We start from the raw sequence: 23,327 nt of genomic DNA on the forward strand, positions 1-23,327 counted from the left end.
ACGCTGCGGTCTGAATTTCAATAAGAGGGTGCGCGGCGTTTCGCTCACCAAGCCGGGGGGCGAATAGTCATGAGATTGATCCTTTTGGGTCCGCCGGGCGCAGGCAAGGGGACCCAGGCGCAGCGGCTGGTTCAGAAGCATGGCATCATCCAGCTCTCGACCGGCGAGATGCTGCGCGCGGCGGTTGCAGCCGAAACGCCGGTCGGCCTGCAAGCCAAGGACGTCATGGCAAGCGGCTCGCTGGTGCCGGATGAGATCGTGATCGGGATCATCTCCGACCGTCTCGACCAGCCCGACATGAAGAACGGTTTCATCCTCGACGGCTTTCCGCGCACGGTGCCGCAGGCGGCGGCCCTCGACGAACTGCTGAAGAGGAAGCACATCAAGCTCGACGCCGTGGTCGAACTGCGCGTCAACGAGAGTGCGTTGCTGGACCGCGTCGAGACGCGCGTCGCCGAGATGCGGGCCCGCGGCGAGGACGTGCGAATCGACGATACCCCGGAAGTGCTGTCGAAGCGGCTGGCGAACTACCGCACGCTGACCGAGCCGCTGATTCACTATTATTCGGAGCGGCGGAAGCTTCTGACGGTCGACGGAATGATGACCATCGAGCACGTCACCCGGGAGATTAACCGGATCCTGTCGGCGATCGGGGCGGTGGAACCCAGGGCGGCCAGGCCGGTGGTCTCGGCCAAAAAGGCCCGGGGAGCCGCCAGGAAGACCGCGAAGCCGGCGGGCAAAAAGGCTGCCAAAACCGCCAAGAAGGCCGCCAAAGCGGCCCCAAAGGGCAAGAAAGCGGCTTCCAGCAAGGCCGGGCGGAAGGCCGCCCCGGCGGCCAGGGGCAGGGCTGTCGGCAGGGCCAAAAAGGCGGCAAAAAAGACCGCAAGGAAGACCTCCGCCAAGGCCTCGAAAAAGGTCACGAAAAAGCGAGCTAAGCGATAGAGGCGGTTGACGAAACCGAGTTGAATCCTTTAATAAGCCCCGCATCCAAGTCGGATAGTTTTTGACGATGCCGGGCCCCGAAGCAGATGAGGGGAAGGGCGTCGTGTTCGCGTTTGCGGACACCTGCCCGAGATAGCAAGAACTTTAAGGCCGGCCCATGAGGGATCGGCGACAGGAGAGAAGTCCGTGGCCCGTATTGCCGGCGTGAATATCCCGACCAACAAGCGCGTGCTGATCGCGCTCCAGTACATTCATGGCATCGGCCAGAAGAACGCGGCCGAGATCATCGAGAAGGTCAAGATCCCCGAGGATCGTCGCGTCAGCCAGCTGAGCGACCAGGAAGTCCTGCAGATCCGCGAAGTGATCGACCGCGACTATCTGGTCGAAGGCGATCTTCGCCGTGAGACCGGTATCAACATCAAGCGTCTGATGGACCTCGGCTGCTATCGCGGCCTGCGTCATCGTCGCGGCCTGCCGGTGCGCGGCCAGCGCACCCACACCAATGCGCGCACGCGCAAGGGCCCGGCCAAGTCGATCGCCGGCAAGAAGAAGTAATTTTCGAATCGAGAGCAGGGGGCGGCGTCGATGTACGCCGCTCGTCGCTCAGGTGTAGCCGCTGGCAGTACGGCGGCGTTTGAGATCACAGGAAGGTTTTAGGTAATGGGCAAGGAAGCCACCCGCGTACGCCGTCGCGAACGCAAGAACATCGCCTCGGGCATCGCGCACGTCAATTCGTCGTTCAACAACACGACCATCACCATCACCGATGCGCAGGGCAACACCATTGCCTGGTCCTCGGCCGGCACGATGGGCTTCAAGGGTTCGCGCAAGTCGACCCCTTATGCCGCGCAGGTCGCGGCCGAAGACGTTTCCAAGAAGGCGCAGGAACACGGCATGCGCACGCTGGAAGTGGAAGTTGCAGGCCCCGGTTCGGGCCGTGAATCGGCGCTTCGTGCGCTGCAGGCGGCGGGCTTCACCGTGACGTCGATCCGCGACGTGACGACGATCCCGCACAATGGTTGCCGTCCGCGCAAGCGCCGGCGCGTCTGATGTCTGGTCGCGGGCGCTCGATTCGCGCGCCTCGCGATTGTTTTGGAATTTGACTGCCGCGGACTGATCCGCGGATCTCCAACGCCAGTGATTTGAACACAGATCGACTGGCCGGTCTATTGACCCGAAGGGGTGACAAAGTGACGATCCAGAAAAATTGGCAAGAACTCATTCGACCCAACAAGCTGCAGGTAACGCCGGGCACCGATGCGACCCGGTTTGCCACCGTCGTCGCCGAACCGCTCGAGCGCGGTTTCGGCCAGACGCTCGGTAACGCGCTGCGCCGCATCCTGCTGTCGTCGCTGCAGGGCGCCGCCGTGCAGTCGGTGCATATCGACGGCGTGCTGCACGAGTTCTCCTCGATCGCGGGCGTTCGCGAGGACGTCACCGACATCGTGCTCAACATCAAGGACATCGCGATCAAGATGCAGGGCGAAGGCCCCAAGCGCATGGTCGTGAAGAAGTCGGGCCCGGGCGCCGTCACCGCCGGCGACATCCAGACCGTCGGCGACGTCGTGGTGCTCAATCCGGAGCTGCAGATCTGCACGCTGGACGAGGGCGCGGAAATCCGCATGGAGTTCACGGTCGCTTCCGGCAAGGGCTACGTCGCCGCCGAGCGCAACCGTCCCGAGGACGCGCCGATCGGCCTGATCCCGGTGGACAGCCTGTTCTCGCCCGTGCGCAAGGTCTCCTACAAGGTCGAGAACACGCGCGAGGGCCAGATCCTCGACTACGACAAGCTGACCATGACGATCGAGACCAACGGCGCGATCACGCCGGAAGACGCGGTGGCCTATGCCGCCCGCATCCTGCAGGATCAGCTCAACGTGTTCGTGAACTTCGAAGAGCCGCGCAAGGAAGTGGCGCAGGAGATCATCCCCGATCTCGCGTTCAACCCGGCGTTCCTCAAGAAGGTCGACGAGCTCGAACTGTCGGTGCGTTCGGCAAACTGCCTGAAGAACGACAACATCGTCTACATCGGCGACCTCGTGCAGAAGTCGGAAGCGGAAATGCTCCGCACCCCGAACTTCGGCCGCAAGTCGCTGAACGAGATCAAGGAAGTGCTGGCCCAGATGGGTCTGCATCTCGGCATGGAAGTGCCGGGCTGGCCGCCGGAGAACATCGACGAGCTCGCCAAGCGCTTCGAGGATCACTACTGATCTAACCATTATCATGATGGCCGGGGACTTCCGGCCATCAGTTTACCGGGCGAACGCAGGAAGCCCACCTGAGCAACATGTCCGACGAACCGTCGCGACGAAGACAAATCAAGGAATAGATCAATGCGTCACGGCAAGGTTCATCGTAAGCTCAACCGCACCGCCGAGCATCGCAAAGCGATGTTCGCCAACATGTGCGCGGCGCTGATCAAGCACGAGCAGATCGTCACCACGCTCCCGAAGGCAAAGGAATTGCGCCCGATCGTCGAGAAGCTGGTCACCCTCGGCAAGAAGGGTGGGCTGGCCATGCGCCGCCAGGCGATCTCCGAGATGCGCGACAAGGATCAGGTCCGCAAACTGTTTGACGTACTGGCGACCCGCTACAAGGACCGCCAGGGCGGCTACACCCGCATCATCAAGGCCGGCTTCCGCTACGGCGACAACGCGCCGATGGCCGTGATCGAGTTCGTCGACCGCGACGTCGATGCCAAGGGCCTGGATTCCGGCCCGGTGCAGGAAAAGTCCGCCGAAGCCGCGTAAGTCTTCCAAAATCGCAAGTTTCAAAAGCGGCGCTTCCGGCGCCGCTTTTTTGTTGGCCGGCGCGCCCGCCATCTCGTGACCATGTGGGGGCGTGGGTCGTAGGAACCCTCGGGGACTGCAGACGTTTGACAAGGCATGAGCCGTGCATTCGTCAAGGAAGCCGAGGACGTCGAGGATCTGCCTGACCGGCCGATCTCCGATCTTCCGAATGACGTGACCGCTGAGGGTCTCCGCCAGATCGAGGAAGCACTGGCCGCGGCCGAGGCGGCCCACGCTGCGGCGCAATCTGCCGGGGATCGGGCGGCCCAGGCCAGCGCCCGCCGTGACCTCCGTTACTGGAGCGCGCGCCGCGCTACGGCGGCGGTGATCCCGGAGCCTGCGGATAATTCGGCCGTACGCATCGGCCACACCGTCACCATCGTGCGCGCGGACGACCGCCAGCAGACCTTCCGCATCGTCGGCGAAGATCAGGCCGACCCCGCGCAAGGGACGATCTCGCATGCATCGCCGTTGGCGCGCGCGCTGTTCGGCAAGAGTGTCGGCGATACCATCGTCGTCGCCGGAGGCGAAGCGGAGATCGTGGAGATCCGGTGAGCAGTTTCATCGCCGGGGGTGCGCGATGTCGGCCTATGTTATTTCCGAGGGCGGCCGCTGCCTGGTCCGCTCCGGAGCAGAATTGAAAAGGCGATGCCGGATAGCGCCGCTTTTCTATTTTGCAGGATCTTGCGCAGGCAGCAATTGCGGTCGCCTGCGCCGCTCCCGATATCTCCACCATCAATGATGGAGATATCTCATGAAAATCGACCTTTCGGGCAAAACGGCGCTGGTGACGGGCTCGACCTCCGGCATCGGGCACGCCATCGCCAGCGGACTTGCCGCGGCGGGCGCAACGGTAGTCGTCAATGGTCGCACGCAGGGCAAGGTCGATGCCGCGGTCGCCGCGATTGCCAAAGGGGTGCCGGGCGCCAAGGTTCGCGGCGCCGCCGCCGATGTCTCGACAGCGGTTGGATGCAAGGCGTTGACCACGGCCCTGACGGACGTCGATGTCCTGATCAACAATGCAGGCATCTTCGAGCCGAAGGGGTTTTTCGACATTCCTGACGAAGATTGGACCCGCTTCTACGAGGTCAATGTGATGTCCGGCGTGCGGCTGTCGCGGGCCTACATGCCGGGGATGCTGAAACGCAACTGGGGCCGCATTGTCTTCATCTCCTCCGAATCGGCTCTCAGTATTCCGAAGGAAATGATCCACTACGGCATGACCAAGACCGCGCAGCTTTCGGTGTCGCGCGGGCTTGCGGAGATGACCCGTGGCACCGCGGTGACGGTCAATTCGGTGCTGCCGGGCCCGACCATGTCGGAGGGCGTGGAAACATTCGTCAGAGACCTCGCGAAGCAGAACGGCCAGTCGGTGGAGGAGGCGGCGGCGCGCTTCGTCAAGCAGCACCGCCCGACATCGCTGCTGGAGCGGTTCGCCAGCGTCGAAGAGATCGCCAACATGGTGGTCTATGTCAGTTCGAAGGAGGCCTCCGTGACCAACGGCGCGGCGCTTCGGGTCGAGGGCGGCATCATCCAGACCATCGCGTGAGGTGAGAAATGTCGGCCTATGTTATTTCCGAAGTCGATGTGCGCGACGTCGCAGGTTTCGAGGCCTACCGCACCATCGCCGCGAAGGCGATCGCGCAATATGGCGGCCGCTATCTGGTGCGCGGCGGCGCCGCAAGCGTGATCGAAGGCGGCCCACCGCCGAAGACCATCATCGTCGTCGAATTTCCGACGATGGAACGTTTGCGCGAATGGTACGACTCGCCCGAATACGCCGAGGCGCTGAAAGTGCGGCGGACTGCACTGGATCGACGGCTGATCTTCGTTGAGGGTGTCGCGCCGATGTGAGCTTACAATGGAACGCCGAGCGAGCTTAGCGTCAGGTGATATCTTTGCGCATTCCGACGCGTTGCGGTGCTGAATTCTTCTCGGAACAAGAGCGCGGAAAATCTGTTTTTCCCGCAGCCGCGCTGATGCGGTTGAGGAGGAACCAGATGAAGAAGTTATTCATGATTGCGGCGGCAGCGTCGCTGGTTGCGACGATGGCCAACGCGCAGACCACGGTCGAGACGACGACCGGCACCGCAGGCGCGACGGTTCGGATCGAGCCGGAATATCGCACCCGCATCAAGAGCTATGTGACCGAGCAGAAGATCCGCCCGGTCGAAACCCGCGAAAGAATCGTCGTTGGCGCCAAGGTGCCAACCGACGTCGAACTCACGGCAGTGCCCTCGGATTGGGGTCCGTCGGTGACGAAGTATCGCTACGTCTATTCAGGCAACCGCGTGATGCTGGTTGATCCCGCCACCCGCACGGTAGTGCATGAGGTCGACTGACGCGATCTCCACGACTTCAAAAAAGGGCCGCCAGTAGAGGCGGCCCTTTTTCATTTAGCCAAATCACCAGCGTCGATAGTAGCCGCCGTAATACCGCCGCGGATAGTAGGCGTACGAACGATACACGCGGCGAACATAGGGGCCGCCATAGTAGGAGCCGTACCCGCCGCCATAGTAAGCTGGCGCGTAACCGCCGCCGTAGCCACCGCCGTAATAGCCGCCGTAGTAGGCCGGGGCGTATCCGCCGCCATAACCATATCCCGGCGCATAGCCGTCGTAATATCCGTAGCCCGGACCATAGGCGTAAGCGTTCGAAGCGATGCCGCCGATTACCGCGCCCGCGATCAATCCGCCAGCCAGAGCCCCGCCCCAGCCCCAGCCCCCTCCGCGCCAGGCATGCGCCGGCGAAGGTGCCGCTACCGCCGTCAAGCCGAGGACCGCCGCAGCGGCCAGAGCCAAAGGTGCCTTCCTCATGGACCACTCCTTTCCTGAAACCAATATCTGTTCAACACATTGGGGTGAAGTTCGTTGCTAGAGGTGCCGGTTCCGAACGGCTTCACCCGCAGATTTAACTTTCATGAACAAGTGCCAGGGACGGCGCGGACGTACGCGGCCGTTCCGACCGTAAGGATCGTCAATTTCCTCCCGTTTTGGAACTCAAGGCTCCGTGAATCTGTACCCTTTCCAACTGCGGCGAAATCGCACGCTCCGCTCGAACCGCCGGCGGCCGGATGGCTCTGGCCGGTCTCTAGCCGGGCACCCGGACGCGGAGCTGGCGGACGACGGCGCTCTCGTTGCCGTGCCAGTGCGGGTTGAGGGGAAGCAGGAAGCGGTCGAGCTCGCTTTGCGGCCTCAGTCGAAATCCAGAAAACCGGGCCGGGAGGCCATCGGCGGCTGACGGCGCAGCCAGGCGAGATCGGGGACGGGGCGGGCCGTCTCCGGATTGGCGGCAAGGAGCGCCTCGATCTCGCGGGCGACGGCAAGCGTCGCGACATCGCCGCCGCGCGGGCCGATGATCTGGATGCCGAACGGCAATCCGGCGCCGTCGCGGCCGGCCGGTATCGCCACCACCGGGTGTCCAGCATTGGTCACCGCATAGGCCAGCGCCAACCAGTGGAAATAGCTTTTTGTCGGCGTGCCGTCGATCGTGGCCGGATAGAGCTCCGACCACGGCCGCGGGCTGATCGTGACCGTCGGCGCAATAACAAAATCATATTCGCCAAAGAATTGTTGCCAGCTCCGGTAGAGCGCGGTCTGCAGCGAGAGCGCGCGCGCCACGTCGAGCGCGGAATAGCCGAGTCCCTCGGCGACGTTGTCGCGGATATTGGGACCTACCTTGTCCGGATACTTTTCCGCAAGCTCACGGTGACGCCCCAGAAATGCGACGGCGCGCAACACCCGGAATACCTCGTCGGCATGGCTGCAGTCTGGATGGGTCCATTCGAGGCTGCGGAATGCCGATCCGAATGTCGCGAGCTTCTTCCGGAACGTCTCGGCGATGGCGCGCTCGGTCGGCGCAAATCCGAAATCGGATGTCGCTGCGATCCGCAAAGTGGCGAGGTCGGTCCGTGGCGGATCGCGGTAGGTCTCGCGCGCGGGCGTTCCGCCGGCATGCAGGATCGCCGACAGCGGATCGCGCGCGTCGCGATCCAGCATGCAGGAAAGCATCAGGCAGGCGTCGGATACGGTTCTTGCCATCGGCCCGAGCTGCGAGATCTGCAGCCAGGCCATGTTGCGGCTGTTGCTGGCGACTAACCCGGGCGAGGGGCGGAATCCGACGACACCGCAAAACGCGGCGGGGTTCCTGACCGATCCGCCGGTATCCGAACCGGTCGCCAGCGGCACCATGCCGGTGGCGAGCGCGACCGCCGATCCGCCGGACGAGCCGGCGGCGGAACGATCAGGGTCGAACGGGTTGCCGGTGGCGCCATGAAGCGCGTTGCGGGTGTTGCCGCCCGCGCCCCATTCGGGGACGTTGGTCTTGCCGACGACGATAGCGCCAGCGCGCTTGAGCATCGCGACGATTGCTTCATCCTCGGCCGCGATGTTGTCCGCGAACAGCACGCTGCCAAAACTCGTCGGCAGCCCCTTGGCGTCGATCAGGTCCTTGACCCCGAGCGGAAGCCCGTGCAGCGCGCCGAGGCTATCGCCGCGCATCACGGCAGCCTCGCTCGCCTGCGCCGCCCCGCGCGCCGTCTCGAACGAGCGCGCGATCACTGCGTTGACGGCAGGATCGACCTCCTCGATCCGCCGGATGCAACTGTCCATGAGTTCGACCGGCGAAAGCTTGCGCTCGCCGATCAGCGCCCGCGCCGTTACCGCGGGCAGGTCGCACGGCTCGGTCATGTCAGGATTACTCTTCCTTGATCCCGCCCTGGCGGGCCAGTTCCTTCATCTCGGCGGTTTCCTTGGCGATGAATCCCGGCCAGTCCGAATAGCGCTTGAAGGCGGCTTCGTACCCGACCTTCTGGAAACGCTCGATCACCGAAGGGCTGGCGATCGCCTCTTCCAGCACCGAGGTCAGCCGGTCGCGAATGGCCGGAGGGACTCCCTTGGGCACGACCACGGTACCCCAGGAGACAAGGTCGATATTGGGATAACCGAGTTCGGCGAGCGTCGGAACGTCGGGAAGGAACTGCGAGCGCTTGGCGGAGAACACTGCCAGCGGGCGAACCGTGCCGGCTTCGATCTGCGGCCTGATCGCGATCACGGTATCGACGTGATACTCGATGTGCTTGCCCATCAGGTCGTTCATCGCCGGCGCGCTGCCCCTGTAGGGCAGGTGCACCATCTTGATGCCGGCACTCGATTTGAAGAGCTCGCCGGCGAAATGCGATATGGTCGCCACGCCAAAAGAAGCCAGCGATAGCTTGTCTGGATTGGCCTTGGCCGCCGCAACCAGCCCAGCAACGTCCTTGATCGGATTGTCGCGATGGGTGACCAGCACCATCGTTATGGTGCCGGTCTGGGCGATCGGCTCGAAATCCTTCGCGCTGTCATACGGCACGTTCTCCTTCACCGCATTCTGCAAGGTGAAGGTCGAATTCGAGCTGGAGAACAGGGTGTATCCATCGGGAGCCGCGATGGCGACCTCCTTGGCGGCGATCGTGGTGCCGCCGCCGGGGCGATTGAGTACGATCACAGGCTTGCCCAGGCGCGTCTCGAGCTCGCCGGCAACGATGCGTCCGACGACATCGGAGGCCCCGCCGGCTGGAAAGGGCACGATCAACTGCAGCGGTTTTTCGGGGTAGTTCGCTTGCGCCGTGGCGATCGAAGCACAGCCCACCACGCAGGCCGACGCTATCGCGGCCGTCAGAAACATCCGTATCATGTCGAAGCAAGTCTCCTGTCTTCCGTGTTCCCCGGCAATTCGCGCCGGGGTTTTCGGCGACAGCCATCCCGGATCGATGGAACAACGTCCCTTGAATCGACGTCCCGATCAACCCTGTTGTTGGGCGCTAGCAGCCCAACAACAGGGTTGTTGGGCTGCTACCATCCCTCCAGCACGATCTTGCCCCGCGATTTGCCGGACTCTAGCAACGCGTGCGCCCGCTTCAGATTGGCCGCGTTGATTGTCCCAAAAGTCTGGTCGAGCGTGGTGCGCAGCACGCCCTTGTCGATCAGGTCTGCCACATCGTTGAGCAGATGATGCTGCGCGATCATATCAGCCGTCTGAAACGACGAGCGCGTGAACATCGATTCCCAATGGATCGACACCGCCTTGCCTTTGAAGGCACTGACGGTGAATTCCGGGGGATCGTCGATCAGGCCGAACCTGCCTTGCGGCGCGATGAAATCCGCGATCGCCTTGTAATGCTGGTCGGTGAAGGTGAGGCTCGCGACAAGACCTACCGGCGGTATTTTCAGCTTCTCGATCTGCTCCTTCATCGGTCGGGAATGGTCGATCACGGCATGCGCGCCGAGATCGAGGCACCATTTCTGCGATTCCGGGCGCGTGGCGGTGGCAACCACCGTCAACCCGGTGAGGCGGCGCGCAAGCTGGATCAGGATCGAGCCGACCCCGCCGGCGCCGCCGGTAATCAGGAGCGTGCGCGGATCGACGCTCTTGCCCGGCACGGCGCCGAGCCGGTCGAACAGCAATTCCCATGCGGTGATCGAGGTCAGCGGCAGTGCCGCAGCCTGCGCTGATGACAGCGACTTCGGCTTGCGGCCGACGATCCGCTCATCGACCAGATGAAATTCCGCGTTGGTGCCCTGGCGCAGGATGGAGCCGGCGTAAAACACTTCGTCGCCCGCCTTGAACAGGGTCACGTCGGGACCGACGGCATCGACGATGCCGGTCGCGTCATAGCCCAGGATTTTGGTTTCGCCCTCGGGCGGGGCCGCGCGCTTGCGGACCTTGTAGTCGACCGGGTTGGCCGAGATCGCCTTGACGGCAACCCTGATGTCGCGGCCCTTCGGTTCCGGCTTGGCGGTTTCGAAATCGATCAGCGAATCTGCGTCCTCGATGGGGAGCGATTTTTTGTACCCGACGGCCTTCATGTCGTGCCTCCTCCTTGCTTGAAAGGGTTGCTTGCCTAACTGTCGCGCTGGCATCCACTTGGCAAGTACTGTAAATTTGGGGAACTAGTCCCTGTTTGGATACTATTGGAAAAGTGCTCATGAAACGGCGGAATTTTGCCCATCGGCCGGGCTGCGCTGTCGAGGCCACGCTCGACCTGATCGACGGCAAGTGGAAGGGTGTCATCCTGTTCCACCTGCAGGCCGGTACCCAGCGGTTCGGGGAGTTGCGGCGGCGGATGCCCGGGATTACCCAGCGGATGCTGACCAAGCAGCTACGGGCGCTCGAGGACGACAGGCTCGTGATCCGCAAGGTCTATGCCGAGGTGCCGCCGCGGGTCGAATACACGTTGTCGGACATCGGCGAGAGCCTGCGGCCCGTGATCGAGACGCTGCGGGCGTGGGGCGAGGGCCATCAGGAACGGCTATCCTGTGCGCCGACGCCCGACGCCGTCGCAACGCCCGATCGCGCGGCATAGCTGCCGCTATTGTGACCACTTCATCTTCTCTCGCTGCCGCCTCGCATCTATATGTGAGGCGCCAAATTCCAGGATTTCGCATGAATTTGATCCGCTCCTTCGCCCTGCTGCTGATCTCCGCAGTCGTTGCAACGCCTGCGCTGGCGCAGGACCGGCGCGTGCCGTCCTCGGGCGCCGAGCTGCGGCTGTCCTACGCGCCGATCGTGCAGCGCGCGCAGCCGGCGGTGGTGAACGTCTATGCCGCCAAGACCGTGCAGAACCGCAATCCGCTGCTGGATGATCCGCTGTTCCGCCGCTTCTTCGGCGTGCCCGGCCAGCAGCCCGAGCAGATGCAGCGCTCGCTCGGATCGGGCGTGATGGTCGATGCTTCCGGCCTCGTCGTCACCAACAACCACGTCATCGAGGGCGCCGACCAGGTCAAGATTTCGCTGGCCGACAAGCGCGAATTCGAAGCCGAGATCGTGCTCAAGGACAGCCGCACCGATCTGGCCGTGTTGCGCGTGAAGGACGGAAGGGAGAAGTTCGCGACCCTCGACTTTGCAAATTCCGACGAACTGCTGGTCGGCGACGTCGTGCTCGCGATCGGCAATCCCTTCGGCGTCGGCCAGACCGTGACCCACGGCATCGTCTCGGCGCTGGCGCGGACGCAAGTCGGCATCACCGACTACCAGTTCTTCATCCAGACCGATGCTGCGATCAATCCCGGTAATTCCGGCGGCGCGCTGGTCGACATGACCGGCAAGCTCGCCGGCATCAATACCGCGATCTTCTCGCGCTCCGGCGGCTCGCAGGGCATTGGCTTTGCGATTCCGTCCAACATGGTGCGCGTGGTGGTGGCGTCGGCCAAGGGCGGCGGCAAGGCCGTCAAGCGGCCGTGGCTGGGCGCAAAACTGCAGGCAGTGACACCTGAGATCGCGGAGACGATGGGACTGAAACTGCCGAACGGCGCGCTGGTTGCCAATGTCGCGCCCAACAGTCCGGCGGCGCGCGCTGGGGTGAAACCGTCCGATCTGATCATCGCGATCGAAGGCCAGACCATCGACGATCCCAACGCGTTCGACTACCGCTTCGCCACCCGCCAGCTTGGTGGCTCCGCGCAGATCGACGTGCAGCGCGCCGGCAAGACCGTCAAGCTGACGGTGCCGCTGGAAACCGCGCCCGACACCAACCGCGATGAAATCGAGCTCACCGCGCGCTCGCCGTTCCAGGGCGCCAAGGTCGCCAATATCTCGCCGGCGGTCGCTGACGAACTGCATCTGGATTCCCAGACCGAGGGCGTGGTGGTGGTCGATCTCGTCGACGGTGGCACAGCGGCCAGCGTCGGATTCCAAAAGGGCGACATCATCCTTGCCGTCAACAACCAGAAGATCGCCAAGACCAGCGATCTCGACAAGGCCTCGAAAGCGGGGTCCAGGCTCTGGCGCATCGTCGTGGTGCGCGGCGGCCAGCAGATCAACGTGACGCTGGGCGGATGAGCCCCAAGCAACCCCGCGAGGCGACCAATCTCTTTGCCGCGGCGGGGATGGAGCAGGATGCGCCGCGTCCGTTGCCCGATCGATTGCGCCCGCAGTCGCTGTCGGATGTCGTGGGCCAGGATCATATCCTGGGTCCCGACGGCGCGCTGACGCGCATGCTGGAGACGCGCACGCTGGGCTCGCTGGTGTTCTGGGGACCGCCCGGGACCGGCAAGACCACCGTGGCGCGCTTGCTGGCTGATGCCACCGAACTGCATTTCGAGCAGATTTCCGCGGTGTTTTCCGGTGTCGCCGACCTCAAGAAGGTGTTCGATGCGGCGCGCGCCCGGCGCGAGATGGGCAGGGGCACGCTGCTGTTCGTCGACGAGGTGCATCGCTTCAACCGCGCCCAGCAGGATTCGTTTCTGCCCGTGATGGAAGACGGCACCGTGGTGCTGGTCGGCGCCACCACGGAAAATCCGTCGTTCGAACTGAACGCCGCGTTGCTGTCGCGGGCGCGGGTGCTGGTGTTTCACTCGCTCGATGCCGCCGCGATCGAAAAACTGTTTGCGCATGCCGAGAAGGTCGAAGGCCGAAAACTGCCGCTCGATGCCGAGGCGCGCGCCGTGCTGGTGCGGATGGCCGATGGCGACGGTCGCGCTTCGCTGACGCTGGCCGAAGAGGTCTGGCGCGCCGCGCGCAAGGGCGAGAGCTTCAACGCCGCGCAGTTGCAGGAAATTCTGCAGCGCCGCGCGCCGATCTACGACAAATCCGCCGACGGCCACTACAACCTGATCTCGGCGCTGCATAAATCGGTGCGCGGCTCCGATCCGGATGCCGCGCTGTATTACCTCGCGCGCATGCTGGATGCCGGCGAGGACCCGCTGTTCCTGGCGCGGCGCGTCGTGCGCATGGCCGTCGAGGACATCGGTCTTGCCGATCCGCAGGCGCTGGTGATCTGCAACGCCGCCAAGGACGCCTTCGATTTTCTTGGGTCTCCCGAGGGCGAACTTGCGATCGCGCAGGCCGTGATCTATCTCGCCACCGCGCCGAAATCGAACGCCGCCTACAAGGCCTTTGGCGCTGCGATGCGTACGGCAAAGGAGGGCGGTTCGCTGCTGCCGCCAAAACATATTCTCAATTCGCCGACCAAGCTGATGAAGTCCGAAGGTTATGGTTCCGGCTACGAATACGACCACGACGCGCCGGACGCCTTCTCCGGGCAGGATTACTTTCCGGAAGCGCTGGGGCGGCAAACCTTCTACGATCCGCCGGATCGCGGGTTTGAACGCGAGATCCGCAAGCGGCTGGATTACTGGGCGAAGTTGCGAAGGGAACGTGAGCGCGAATGAGCAGGTTCAAGAACTATCTCAAACAGACCGTTCGGGCTGTCGCTTTCGTGACGCTGGTGTCGGCGCTTCCCGCCGCCGCGGAGACCGTCGAGGTGACGCCGGGCGTGCAAGTGACGAAGCGGACCTACACGGCGCCGGTCAACGAGCAGCCGTTCTTCGGATTTGCGGCCAAGACTGCGGAGCAGAAGGCCGAGGATGAGAAGTTCGTCAGCGCCATGATCGGCGCCACCGGGTCGCGCGAAAAGGCTTTTGAAGAAGCAACCAAGCGCGCCTGGATAGCGATACAGGCCGGCAAGGTGCGGGAAGCCGCGCTCCGGTTTAATCAGGCCTTTCTCGTTTCACCTGAACAGAGCAGCGTCTATCATGGGTTTGCGGTGATTGCCCAAGCTCGCTTCAGTGATTTCGATGCCGCCGACGAACTGTTCAAGATCGCGCTCAAGCAGCCTAATCCGGTGAAGGCACTCAAGGCCGACTATGGCCGCATGCTGTTGATCGCGAAGCGGCCGCGCGATGCGCAGGAGGTGCTGGACCAGGCGGTCAAGGAGACCCCTGACTTCAGCGATGCCTGGACCAATCTCGCCTGGGCGAGATTTCAGAACGGAGACCCGGCCGCGGCCTGCGTTGCGGCGGAGGAGGCCGCCAAAAAGCGGCCGTCGAACAATTCCATCAGCGACCTGACGGCGGTGAGAAGCGTGGCGCAGTGCAAATAGTGCCCACTATTTTCCGTCTCTGACGAAATCCAGGATTTGGTCGGTCAGGCACGTCTCAGCGGTGTTGAGAACAGATCTTCGACATGTGGCTGTGCTGCGGCAGCATCACGTAGAGTTTGAATGGGGCCGATGCCATTGTGGTGATCATGACCGCAAGAACAGCCAGAGCCGACTTCGATGATGCCATCCCGAACGCTCCCTGGTTCTTGCGTGTTTTGCCAAACATGACCGATCCGGCCGCGATTTGGTGCCGAATTCACCGTGACGATCCGCCGTATTTGCGCTACGCAACCGCTCAATCCGGAGCCGCAGCAACCATGAGCCGACGCGTCAAAAAACCTCTCCGCCCGGCGGGCGATCGCCCGAAGGGTGCGCGGCCCTATCGGGGCTCGGCAGCCGAGCGGCCGCAGTCGTCCCGTCCGGGCGGCAAGCCGCCGGCGCGGTTTCCGGCTTCGCCGCCGCGTGCGGCGAAGCCTTTTGTGCCTGAGCCGGAGAAGATTGCGCCCGAGCCGCCGCCGCTTCCGACCAAGGTTCAGACCGTCGTCGTCACCGCGGACGAGAACAACATGCGCGTCGACCGTTTCCTCGAGGCGCGCTTTCCGGGGCTTTCGTTCTCTCACATCCAGCGCATCGTCCGGAAGGGCGAGCTGCGCGTCAACGGCAAGCGCGCCGACAGCAAGGATCGGCTGGAGGAAGGCCAGAGCGTTCGCATTCCGCCGCTCAAGCTCGATACGCCGAAGGGTGTGGGCCAGCTCTCGGAAGCTGCAACCAAGACGCTGCAAGCCATCAAGGACATGATCCTCTTTGAGGATGCCGATGTCATGGTGTTGAACAAGCCGGCGGGGCTCGCCGTGCAGGGCGGCTCCGGCATCACGCGAAATGTCGACGACATGCTGGAAGTGATGCGTGACGCCAAGGGGCAGAAGCCGCGGCTGGTGCACCGGCTGGACCGGGAAACGTCGGGCTGTCTGCTGATTGCAAAAACCCGCTTTGCCGCCACCGCTTTGACCGGCTCGTTCCGCCATCGCTCGGCGCGCAAAATCTACTGGGCGCTGGTGGCCGGCGTGCCGAAGCCGAAGCAGGGCCGCATCTCGACCTACCTCGCCAAGGAGGAGAACGAGGACGACAGCATCATGCGGGTGGCAAAACACGGCGACGAGGGCGCGAGCCACGCGGTGACTTATTACGCCGTGGTCGAGACCTCCGCCCAAAAACTCGCCTGGGTATCGCTGAAGCCGGTCACCGGACGAACCCATCAATTGCGCGCCCATATGGCGCATATCGACCACGCCATTGTCGGCGATCCCAAATATTTCAACAAGGAGAACTGGCAGCTGCCGGGCGGCCTGCAGAACCGCTTGCATCTATTGGCGCGGCGGATCGTGATCCCGCATCCGCGCGGCGGCGTCATCGATGCCAGCGCGCCGCTGCCGCCGCACATGCTGCAATCCTGGAATTTGCTGGGGCTTGAGCATGACCGGTTCGATCCGATCGAGAACGCGCCGGAGGAGTGAGGTGGGCGCAACAACTGTCAAACGGCAAACACGCTGATTTGATATTGCGCGGTCCAGGCGGTCTCTAACATCCGGCCGCCAGTAACTTCAGGGATGCCGCGCATGAACGGAAATCTGGTCCGCCTCGCGTTTTGCTTTTTCGTTCTGATCGGAGCTGCCGGCGCAAGTGGCCCGGCCAATGCGCAGACCCTCGCCCTCGTGGGCGGCAAGGTCTACGCGTCGCCTGACGCCACGGCGCTCGACGACGCCGTCGTCGTCACGGCCAACGGCGTCATTGCCGCGATCGGCAGCCGCAGCGAGGTGCAGCTTCCGTCCGATGCGCGCGTCATTGATTGCACCGGCAAGACGGTGGTGGCCGGCTTCTGGAACAGCCACGTCCATTTCACGCAAGCGGAATGGAACAATGCCGGCTCGGCACCTGCCGCACCGATGGCCGAGCACATGCAGGCGATGTTGACACGGTGGGGTTTCACCGCCGTATGGGACGTGGGCTCCGACGCACGCAATACCATGCCGTTGCGCCGGCGCGTCGATTCCGGCGAGGTGCCGGGCCCGGCTATCCATCTGGCCGGCAGCATCTTCCCCAGGGACGGCCATCCCGCCTATCTGCCGCCGGAGATGCAACTCCCCGAAGCCGCCACGCCGGACGAAGCCGCGCAACTGGCGCGCGCCTATATGGGCTTTGGTCTCGACGGCATGAAACTGTTCACCGGCTCCTTCAAGGGCTCCGGCAAGCCGGTCGTGAACATGGATCCGGCCATCGCCAAGGCGGCCGTTGATGTGGCGCATGCCGCGGGCAAGCCGGTGTTCGCCCATCCGCAAAACATGGCGGGCGTGGATGCCGTGATCTCGGCCGGCGTCGACATCATGGCTCACACGGTGGCCGGTGAACCGGTCTATTCGCCGGAGCAGCTCGCGCGATTCAAGCAGCAGGGCATTGCCCTGATTCCGACGCTGTCGCTGTTTGCAAAACTGCCCGTCGGACCTGACATCGCTGCGCGTCTCGTTGCTACGACCGTCAACCAGGTCAAGGCGTTCTCCGACAATGGCGGTCCGGTCCTATTCGGCACCGATGTCGGCTTCACCACCTATTACGACACCACGCTCGAGTACGAGCTGATGCATCGCGCGCTGTCGGAACGCCAGATCCTGGCGTCGCTGACGACCAACCCCGCGCAATATTTCAAGGCCGCCAGGAAGGGCCGGGTCGAGAAGGGGTTTGACGCCGATGTCGTGGTGCTCGACGGCGATCCCACGACCGATGTCACCAAACTCGCCAAGGTCGCCTACACGATCCGCGCCGGCAACGTAATCTATCAAAAACCCTGACGTCGGCGGAACCGGTATCCGCGGTTGCCGCCGGAACCAGCATCGCAGGATGTCGCCGCAACTTCCTCATCGGCTTTATTTGCATCCACCATTATCGTATTGTCCGACCTGAATTTATCGCCGCCTGCGGGAAGCCGAACACGAGATGCGTGAACTATTCGATGAAGTCGCCGGACATTCGCCGCTCGATCCGGAGGAGGCGGTGCGCCGCGCCACGCGCACGCCCCAGCGCAAGCGCTTCTACAAGGCGGCCGGCACGGCCGCGGCAGATGGCGGGTTTGCCGTCACGCTCGACGGCAAGCCGATCCGCACGCCTTCCGGCCGCCATGTCGTGGCGCCGGTCAGCGCCATCGCGGAAGCGATCGCCGCGGAATGGAATGCGCAAGGCGAGACCATCGATCCCCTGACCATGCCGCTGACGCGCTTTGCCAACAGCGTCGCCGAGGTCACCGACCGCGTCGATGCCGTGGCCGAGGATGTCGCAAAATATCTCGGCTCGGATTTGCTGTTCTATCGCGCCGGCCATCCCGAGGCGCTGGTCGCGCGGGAGGCCGCGTATTGGGACCCGGTGCTGGCCTGGGCGGCAAATGACCTCGGCGCTCATTTCATCCTGTCCGAGGGGATCGTGCATGTGACCCAGCCGGAGCAGGCGATCAAGGCGGCGCGCGCCCTCTTTCCCGCCGATCCATGGTCGGTGGCGGCGCTGCATGTGGTGACGACGCTGACAGGCTCGGCGCTGCTGGCGCTGGCGCTGGTGCGCGGAGCCCTCGATTCCGACGAGGTCTGGGCGGCCGCCCACGTCGATGATGACTGGAACGTCGAGAAATGGGGTGTCGATGAGGAGGTCGCGGCCCGTCGCGCGGCCAGGTTCATCGATTTCCGCGCCGCGGTGGCCATTCTGGAGGCCGTGAAGGCCTAAGCGTGGCCGCTTCGAACACTTTGGCCGCAGGCACAGCCGCCGGTTAACGAGAGGTTTACGCCGTCGGGTTAGCCTCTAGCCCGGCCGAGACCTCAGATATGGCGATATCAATCAATCCCGTTCTCCCGGTGCTTGCAGCCCAAGAGGTTGGGGGCGTGGCGCCCGAACTCGTGCTGCAGCCGGGGAGCGTGGTCACCGCACAGGTCCTGAAAGTGCTGTCCGCCGATCTGGTGCGGATCGCGATCGCCAGCCTCTCGATCGACGTGGCCTCGGAAATTCCGTTGCAGCAGGGCCAGAACCTGCAGCTTGCGGTCGTGCAGACCAAGGACGGCATTCGCCTCGCCATGGTCGGGCAGGGCGGCGATGCGGCGGGAGCCGCGGCCGATGCCGTGACACTGTCACCCGATGCGCTGGCCGATGCGGCCGTCAATCGGCCGGCCATCGTGTCGCCGAAGAACATGCTGACGCCGCTGGAGCGGGTCGCCGTCTCCGCAGCCGCGCAAGCCGCGGTCACCGAACAGGACAGCCTGGCGCCGTTGTTTGCCAATCTGGGTGCCGCGGTTTCCTCCAGCAACCTGCCGCCGAAGCTGCAAGCGGCGATCGCGCAGGTGCTGGCGCAACAGACCAGCCTCGATCAAAACCTCGGCGGCGGCGACATCAAGACCGCGTTCCAGAAGTCCGGAATTTTTCTCGAGGCGTCGCTGGCGGCAGGTTCGGTCCCCGCGAGCGGCGTTCCCGATCTCAAGGCCGCCCTGATCGTGCTTCGCCAGACGCTGCAGTCGGCACTTGGCGTCAATTCGACGGTCGCGACGCCGGCGGCACCGGCAGGAGCACAGCAAGCCGCACCGCCACCGGCCATCGCCCCGAGCCTTGCGCCGTCTTCGTCTCCCAATCTCGACGTCCAGGAAATCCTGCTGCCGCAGGCACGGTTGGTGGTCGCCGAAAATCTCGCGCTGGCCGGCCAGGCCGCCCGCAATCCGCTTGCGGCTGCGCTCGACGCCGGACCTTCGGCCGGTGCGACCATGAACCTGCTGCAGGAAGCGCTGCAGGAGCTTGGCAACCCGGTGCGCGCAGCCGCCACGCCGAAAGACGTTCGTGGCGCGGACATGACCTTCCACACCAACACGCCGCCGCCGCCCGTGCGCGGCGCGCTGCCGGCCGCCCAGCCGATTGCATCGCCGACGATTGCGCCGCATGCGTCGCTCGAGACGACCGCGCATCATCTGCTCGATGACACCGATGCCGCCATCGCACGGCAAACCCTGCTGCAGGTGGCGTCCCTGCCGGACCGCATCGACACTTCGGCGCCGAAGGCCGATATGAATGTGCCGCGCTGGAATTTTGAAATCCCCTTCGCGACGCCGCAGGGCACGGCGATGGCGCAGTTCGAGATTTCCCGCGATGGCGGCGAACAGGAAGTCGAGGCCGCCAAGCGGGTGTGGCGGGCGCGATTTTCGCTCGACGTCGAGCCGGCAGGGCCAGTTCACGCGCTGATATCGCTCACCGGCGACAAGACCTCGGTGCGGATCTGGGCGGAACGGTCTGCCACCGCAGCGCAACTGCGCGCCGGCGCATCGGACCTGAGCCAGGCACTCAGCCGGGCCGAATTGCAGCCCGGCGACATCGTGATCCGCGACGGCGCTCCGCCGCAGCCCGCACCCGCCGCCCGCGCCGGTCACTTTCTGGACCGCGCGCTATGAGCGTCGAGACCAGGAACAAGCTCGCGGTCGCGCTGCACTATGACAAGACCGGCGCCCCGCGGGTCGTCGCCAAGGGCAAGGGCGTCATCGGTGCCAGGATCGTCGAGCTCGCCCGGGAACATGACATCCCGATCGAGGAGAACGAGGTGCTGGCGGGCGCCTTGTCCCATGTCGAGATCGGCGACGAAATTCCGCCGGAACTCTACAAGGCGGTCGCTGAAGTCTTGATCTTCGTGCTGCGGCTGTCGGGTCGGATCCGCTGATAGCGAGAGCCTTTCGCGCGAGCGGACCGCCTGCCTGCACCGGGAACAGGGATCAAACTAAAGGCCCGCTTGTCATAGTTTTTCCACGATGCCATCAGCATCGTCTCGGCCTTTCTCAATCAGCTCGGATACCAACGTGATCAATCGTCGTCATGCGCTCGGCCTGCTTGCCGCTACCACTCTCGCGCCCGCGCGCACCTTTGCCAGCGTCTCCTACCAGCGCAGCGAGTTTCGCGACGATCTGGCCAAGCGGTTTTTCGATCTCGGAACGACCGGCACCTTCGTCGGCTACAAGGTGGACGACTACCTGATCATCGCCAGCGACAAGGTGCGTTCAGGCGAGGGCAAGCTGCCGGCCTCGACCTTCAAGATCCCGAATTCGATCATTGCGCTCGAGACCGGCGTGGTCGAGGACCCCGACAAGGACGTCTTCAAGTGGGACGGCGTGACGCGCAGCATCGAGGCCTGGAACAAGGACCACACGCTGCGCTCGGCTATCGCGGTGTCCGCCGTGCCGGTCTATCAGGAAATCGCCCGTCGCATCGGGGCCGAACGCATGCAGAAATATGTCGACCTGTTCGATTACGGCAACCGCGACATCGGCGGCGGCATCGACCAGTTCTGGCTAACCGGCAACTTGCGCATCGACCCGGTCCAGCAGATCGATTTCCTCGACCGGCTGCGCCGCGGCGTGCTGCCGGTGTCCAAGCGCAGCCAGGAATTGACGCGCGACATCCTCACTGTGACGAAGGTCGGCGACGCCACCCTCCGCACCAAAAGCGGGCTGCTCGGTGCGGAGCAGGGCAAGCCGTCATTGGGCTGGATGGTCGGCTGGGTGGAGAAGGGCTCTTCGGCCACCGTGTTCGCGATGAACATGGACTGCAAGGAGCAAAGCCACATCGCCGCGCGCATGACGGTGGTGCAGCAATGCCTCACGGACATTGTTGCAATTTGATCGGCCGATCTGTGCCGGGCTGGCTGGTGCGCGGCAGCGAGTTGTATTAGCCTGCCCTGACCACCACGGGGCTGTGCATGCCGCATCGTCGCTCGGTATTGCTGGGAGGCTTGGCGCTTTCGCTTCGGCCAGCCTTCGGCTGGGCTCAGACTTCACCGGAGCAGGATGTTGCCGCCATCCTCAAGGAGAGGGTGGATGTCGGGCGTGAAACGCTGGGCGTCGTTGCCGCTTTTCTCGACGGTGACAGGCGTAGCGTCACGGTCTATGGGCAATCCGATTCGCCGAACAATCGCCCGCTCGATGGTGACACGGTTTTCGAGATCGGCTCGATCACCAAGGTGTTCACTGCGCTGTTGTTTGCCGACATGGTGCTGCGTGGCGAGGTGGCGCCGGACGATCCGGCCGCGAAATTTCTCCCCGCCAGCGTGAAGATGCCGGATTTCGAAGGCGCGCCGATCACCCTGCTTGATCTTGCGACCTACACATCGGGCCTGCCGCGGATGCCGTCCAATTTCGCGCCGAAGGATCCGAAGAATCCCTACATCGATTACGCGGCCGAGCGGCTCTACGACTATCTGTCGAACCACAAGCTCGGCTTCAAGCCGGGCAAGCATTACGAATATGCCAATCTGGGCTTCGGCCTGCTCGGCCATATCCTCGAGCTGCGCGGCGGCAGGAGCTATGAGGAGCTCGTCGTCTCGCGCATTTGCACACCGCTCGGCATGGACGACACGCGCATCACGCTTTCGAGCTCGATGCAGCAGCGTCTGGCGCGCGGCCACAACGTGGGTCTTGCCCCCGTCGCGAACTGGGACTTTTCGGTGCTCGCCGGCGCCGGCGCGCTTCGTTCGACGGCGAACGATCTGTTGAAGTTTCTCCAGATGTGCCTGGAGCCCGGGGATGGGCCCGTCGGCGGCGCGCAGAAGTTGGCGCTTGCCGAGCGCCGTCCAAGGGCCGATCAACGCGATGTGGCTTCGGGCTGGTTTGTCGCTTCCCGGTTCGGCGACGAACTGGTCTGGAAGGATGGCGGCACCGGCGGCTATGCCACGTTCATCGGCTATTCGACAAAGACCCGGCGAAACTGCATTCTCCTCTCCAATGCGGCCGACTATGCCTCCAATACCGCGCTGGGCACGCACCTGGTGAACGCGGCATACCCGCTTCCAAAACTTCGCCGCGAGATGCAGGTCGATCCGGCGGTGCTCGCAACTTATGCCGGCCGCTACGAAATATCGCCGACCTTCATCCTGACAGTACGCCCCGATGGCGGGCGCCTGTACATTCAGGCGACGGCGCAGGCCGAGTTCGAGGTCTATGCCGAAAGCGAGACCGAGTTTTTCTATCGCGTGGTCAACGCGCAGGTCACTTTCGACCGGCCCGACGGTGGCGTGTCGCCGTCACTGACGCTGCATCAGAACGGCAGGCATATGCCGGGCAAGCGGCTGCCCTAGGACGGGATCGCCGATTTCGCTAACGCCGGTTCAGCGCGAGCGAGACGGACGCGATGTTGCCGCCCTGAGGCTGGATGGACACCGTCTGGCGGCCGCCGCGCGTCGTCAAGGACAGGTTGGCCGAAAAACTGTCGCCTCGTGCCGCGGCCTCGACGTGATCGCCGGCTGCACGTCCGGAAAGCGTCCCGGATGCGTTGCGGCTTGCTTCGGTCCATGCACCTGAAATCGCACCGCCGCGGTATTCGACCTCGCTTGCGAGATCGAATTTATAGCTCGCACTGGCGCAGGTCAGATTGAGTCGAAGTTGTTCGCCGGCTCCGGCGACGTCGTACGTCGCGCGACAACGCAATTGCTCCTGTTGACCGTCGGTGGTGCTGAGCATCCCGCCGCCCGACCAGCTACCTGCCATGGCGACGAAAGGCGAGACAGGTGCGGCTATCGCCGCGCCGCCGGCCAGCGATAGCGATGCAAGCAGCAGCGCAGTTTTACTTAAACTGGATCCAGACATCTTGATGGCCTCCATTTGGGTGTGGCCATCAACGCCAAAATCGCGAACAGGTTCATCGGCTTCACCACCGCCTGACGTGTGGGGTGGGTTCCATCACGC

Annotated in this window: 26 protein-coding genes; 20 read left to right on the forward strand and 6 right to left on the reverse strand. The window is 64.0% G+C overall.

Translation table 11 applies throughout. The annotated features are described in order from the left end of the window. Positions 1-69 precede the first annotated feature (69 nt). From ACVWVY_RS23630 to ACVWVY_RS23670, 9 genes are all read left to right on the forward strand, one after another. Positions 70-942, forward strand: a complete 873-nt coding sequence (locus ACVWVY_RS23630) for an adenylate kinase (protein ID WP_456628627.1) — start codon at positions 70-72, stop codon at positions 940-942. A gap of 186 nt (positions 943-1,128) precedes the next feature. Next, positions 1,129-1,497, forward strand: a complete 369-nt coding sequence (rpsM, locus tag ACVWVY_RS23635; protein WP_161855307.1) for a 30S ribosomal protein S13 — start codon at positions 1,129-1,131, stop codon at positions 1,495-1,497. Between the two features lie 105 nt (positions 1,498-1,602). Then, positions 1,603-1,992: a 30S ribosomal protein S11 gene (gene rpsK, locus ACVWVY_RS23640; RefSeq protein ID WP_006021048.1), complete on the forward strand. Its 390-nt coding sequence runs from the start codon at positions 1,603-1,605 to the stop codon at positions 1,990-1,992. A gap of 119 nt (positions 1,993-2,111) precedes the next feature. After that, the gene (locus ACVWVY_RS23645; protein WP_456628628.1) at positions 2,112-3,152 is read left to right on the forward strand and encodes a DNA-directed RNA polymerase subunit alpha; all 1,041 of its coding nucleotides are present in this window, start codon (positions 2,112-2,114) and stop codon (positions 3,150-3,152) included. Positions 3,153-3,275: 123 nt separating this feature from the next. After that, the gene (gene rplQ, locus ACVWVY_RS23650) at positions 3,276-3,692 is read left to right on the forward strand and encodes a 50S ribosomal protein L17 (RefSeq protein WP_456628629.1); all 417 of its coding nucleotides are present in this window, start codon (positions 3,276-3,278) and stop codon (positions 3,690-3,692) included. A gap of 135 nt (positions 3,693-3,827) precedes the next feature. Continuing rightward, positions 3,828-4,286, forward strand: coding sequence for a transcription elongation factor GreA (greA, locus tag ACVWVY_RS23655; protein WP_456628630.1), 459 nt, complete (start codon positions 3,828-3,830; stop codon positions 4,284-4,286). A gap of 199 nt (positions 4,287-4,485) precedes the next feature. Next, positions 4,486-5,280: an SDR family NAD(P)-dependent oxidoreductase gene (locus ACVWVY_RS23660; RefSeq protein ID WP_456628631.1), complete on the forward strand. Its 795-nt coding sequence runs from the start codon at positions 4,486-4,488 to the stop codon at positions 5,278-5,280. 8 nt (positions 5,281-5,288) lie between these two features. Then, entirely contained in the window at positions 5,289-5,585 is a 297-nt protein-coding gene (locus ACVWVY_RS23665; RefSeq protein WP_456628632.1) for a DUF1330 domain-containing protein, read from the forward strand. Between the two features lie 146 nt (positions 5,586-5,731). After that, positions 5,732-6,073: a DUF1236 domain-containing protein gene (locus ACVWVY_RS23670; protein ID WP_456628633.1), complete on the forward strand. Its 342-nt coding sequence runs from the start codon at positions 5,732-5,734 to the stop codon at positions 6,071-6,073. Between the two features lie 63 nt (positions 6,074-6,136). On the opposite strand, the gene ACVWVY_RS23675 is transcribed toward ACVWVY_RS23670, so the two are convergent. The 4 genes from ACVWVY_RS23675 to ACVWVY_RS23690 all read right to left on the reverse strand — a co-directional run bounded on the left by ACVWVY_RS23675 (position 6,137) and on the right by ACVWVY_RS23690 (position 10,576). Next, positions 6,137-6,547, reverse strand: a complete 411-nt coding sequence (locus ACVWVY_RS23675) for a hypothetical protein (protein WP_456628634.1) — start codon at positions 6,545-6,547, stop codon at positions 6,137-6,139. Positions 6,548-6,925: 378 nt separating this feature from the next. Continuing rightward, entirely contained in the window at positions 6,926-8,419 is a 1,494-nt protein-coding gene (locus ACVWVY_RS23680) for an amidase (protein WP_456628635.1), read from the reverse strand. A gap of 7 nt (positions 8,420-8,426) precedes the next feature. Further along, positions 8,427-9,404, reverse strand: coding sequence for a Bug family tripartite tricarboxylate transporter substrate binding protein (locus ACVWVY_RS23685; RefSeq protein ID WP_456628636.1), 978 nt, complete (start codon positions 9,402-9,404; stop codon positions 8,427-8,429). A 158-nt stretch (positions 9,405-9,562) separates the two neighbouring features. Beyond that, positions 9,563-10,576, reverse strand: a complete 1,014-nt coding sequence (locus ACVWVY_RS23690) for a zinc-binding alcohol dehydrogenase family protein (protein ID WP_456628637.1) — start codon at positions 10,574-10,576, stop codon at positions 9,563-9,565. Between the two features lie 119 nt (positions 10,577-10,695). On the opposite strand from ACVWVY_RS23690, the gene ACVWVY_RS23695 reads away from it, so the two are divergent. The 4 genes from ACVWVY_RS23695 to ACVWVY_RS23710 all read left to right on the forward strand — a co-directional run bounded on the left by ACVWVY_RS23695 (position 10,696) and on the right by ACVWVY_RS23710 (position 14,589). Then, entirely contained in the window at positions 10,696-11,073 is a 378-nt protein-coding gene (locus tag ACVWVY_RS23695) for a winged helix-turn-helix transcriptional regulator (RefSeq protein ID WP_456628638.1), read from the forward strand. An 80-nt stretch (positions 11,074-11,153) separates the two neighbouring features. Continuing rightward, positions 11,154-12,548, forward strand: a complete 1,395-nt coding sequence (locus ACVWVY_RS23700; RefSeq protein WP_456628639.1) for a Do family serine endopeptidase — start codon at positions 11,154-11,156, stop codon at positions 12,546-12,548. Beyond that, entirely contained in the window at positions 12,545-13,879 is a 1,335-nt protein-coding gene (locus tag ACVWVY_RS23705) for a replication-associated recombination protein A (RefSeq protein WP_456628640.1), read from the forward strand. Before ACVWVY_RS23700 ends, ACVWVY_RS23705 begins: the two co-directional genes overlap by 4 nt. Continuing rightward, positions 13,876-14,589 (forward strand): tetratricopeptide repeat protein, encoded by a 714-nt coding sequence (locus ACVWVY_RS23710; protein WP_456628641.1) that lies wholly within the window; start codon positions 13,876-13,878, stop codon positions 14,587-14,589. The genes ACVWVY_RS23705 and ACVWVY_RS23710 overlap by 4 nt, the downstream gene beginning before the upstream one ends. A gap of 55 nt (positions 14,590-14,644) precedes the next feature. Here ACVWVY_RS23710 and ACVWVY_RS23715 read toward each other — a convergent pair whose 3' ends face one another. After that, entirely contained in the window at positions 14,645-14,815 is a 171-nt protein-coding gene (locus tag ACVWVY_RS23715) for a hypothetical protein (RefSeq protein ID WP_456628642.1), read from the reverse strand. Between the two features lie 91 nt (positions 14,816-14,906). On the opposite strand from ACVWVY_RS23715, the gene ACVWVY_RS23720 reads away from it, so the two are divergent. From ACVWVY_RS23720 to ACVWVY_RS23750, 7 genes are all read left to right on the forward strand, one after another. Beyond that, entirely contained in the window at positions 14,907-16,103 is a 1,197-nt protein-coding gene (locus ACVWVY_RS23720; RefSeq protein ID WP_456628643.1) for an RluA family pseudouridine synthase, read from the forward strand. Between the two features lie 102 nt (positions 16,104-16,205). Then, on the forward strand, positions 16,206-17,432 hold the full coding sequence (locus ACVWVY_RS23725) for an amidohydrolase family protein (RefSeq protein WP_456628644.1): 1,227 nt from the start codon (positions 16,206-16,208) through the stop codon (positions 17,430-17,432). A 145-nt stretch (positions 17,433-17,577) separates the two neighbouring features. Then, on the forward strand, positions 17,578-18,351 hold the full coding sequence (locus ACVWVY_RS23730; RefSeq protein ID WP_456628645.1) for an ATP12 family chaperone protein: 774 nt from the start codon (positions 17,578-17,580) through the stop codon (positions 18,349-18,351). Positions 18,352-18,449: 98 nt separating this feature from the next. Then, a complete protein-coding gene (fliK, locus tag ACVWVY_RS23735) occupies positions 18,450-20,051 on the forward strand; it encodes a flagellar hook-length control protein FliK (RefSeq protein ID WP_456628646.1) in 1,602 nt (533 codons plus the stop codon). After that, a complete protein-coding gene (locus tag ACVWVY_RS23740) occupies positions 20,048-20,314 on the forward strand; it encodes an EscU/YscU/HrcU family type III secretion system export apparatus switch protein (protein WP_456628647.1) in 267 nt (88 codons plus the stop codon). Before fliK ends, ACVWVY_RS23740 begins: the two co-directional genes overlap by 4 nt. A 136-nt stretch (positions 20,315-20,450) precedes the next feature. Continuing rightward, positions 20,451-21,269 (forward strand): class D beta-lactamase, encoded by an 819-nt coding sequence (gene blaOXA, locus ACVWVY_RS23745; RefSeq protein ID WP_456628648.1) that lies wholly within the window; start codon positions 20,451-20,453, stop codon positions 21,267-21,269. Positions 21,270-21,346: 77 nt separating this feature from the next. Further along, positions 21,347-22,720 carry a serine hydrolase gene (locus tag ACVWVY_RS23750; RefSeq protein ID WP_456628649.1) on the forward strand — a complete coding sequence of 458 codons (1,374 nt, stop codon included), beginning with the start codon at positions 21,347-21,349 and terminating at the stop codon, positions 22,718-22,720. Positions 22,721-22,739: 19 nt separating this feature from the next. On the opposite strand, the gene ACVWVY_RS23755 is transcribed toward ACVWVY_RS23750, so the two are convergent. Further along, positions 22,740-23,243, reverse strand: a complete 504-nt coding sequence (locus ACVWVY_RS23755) for a hypothetical protein (protein WP_456628650.1) — start codon at positions 23,241-23,243, stop codon at positions 22,740-22,742. Positions 23,244-23,327 lie beyond the last annotated feature (84 nt).

It is taken from the genome of Bradyrhizobium sp. URHC0002, assembly GCF_054059515.1.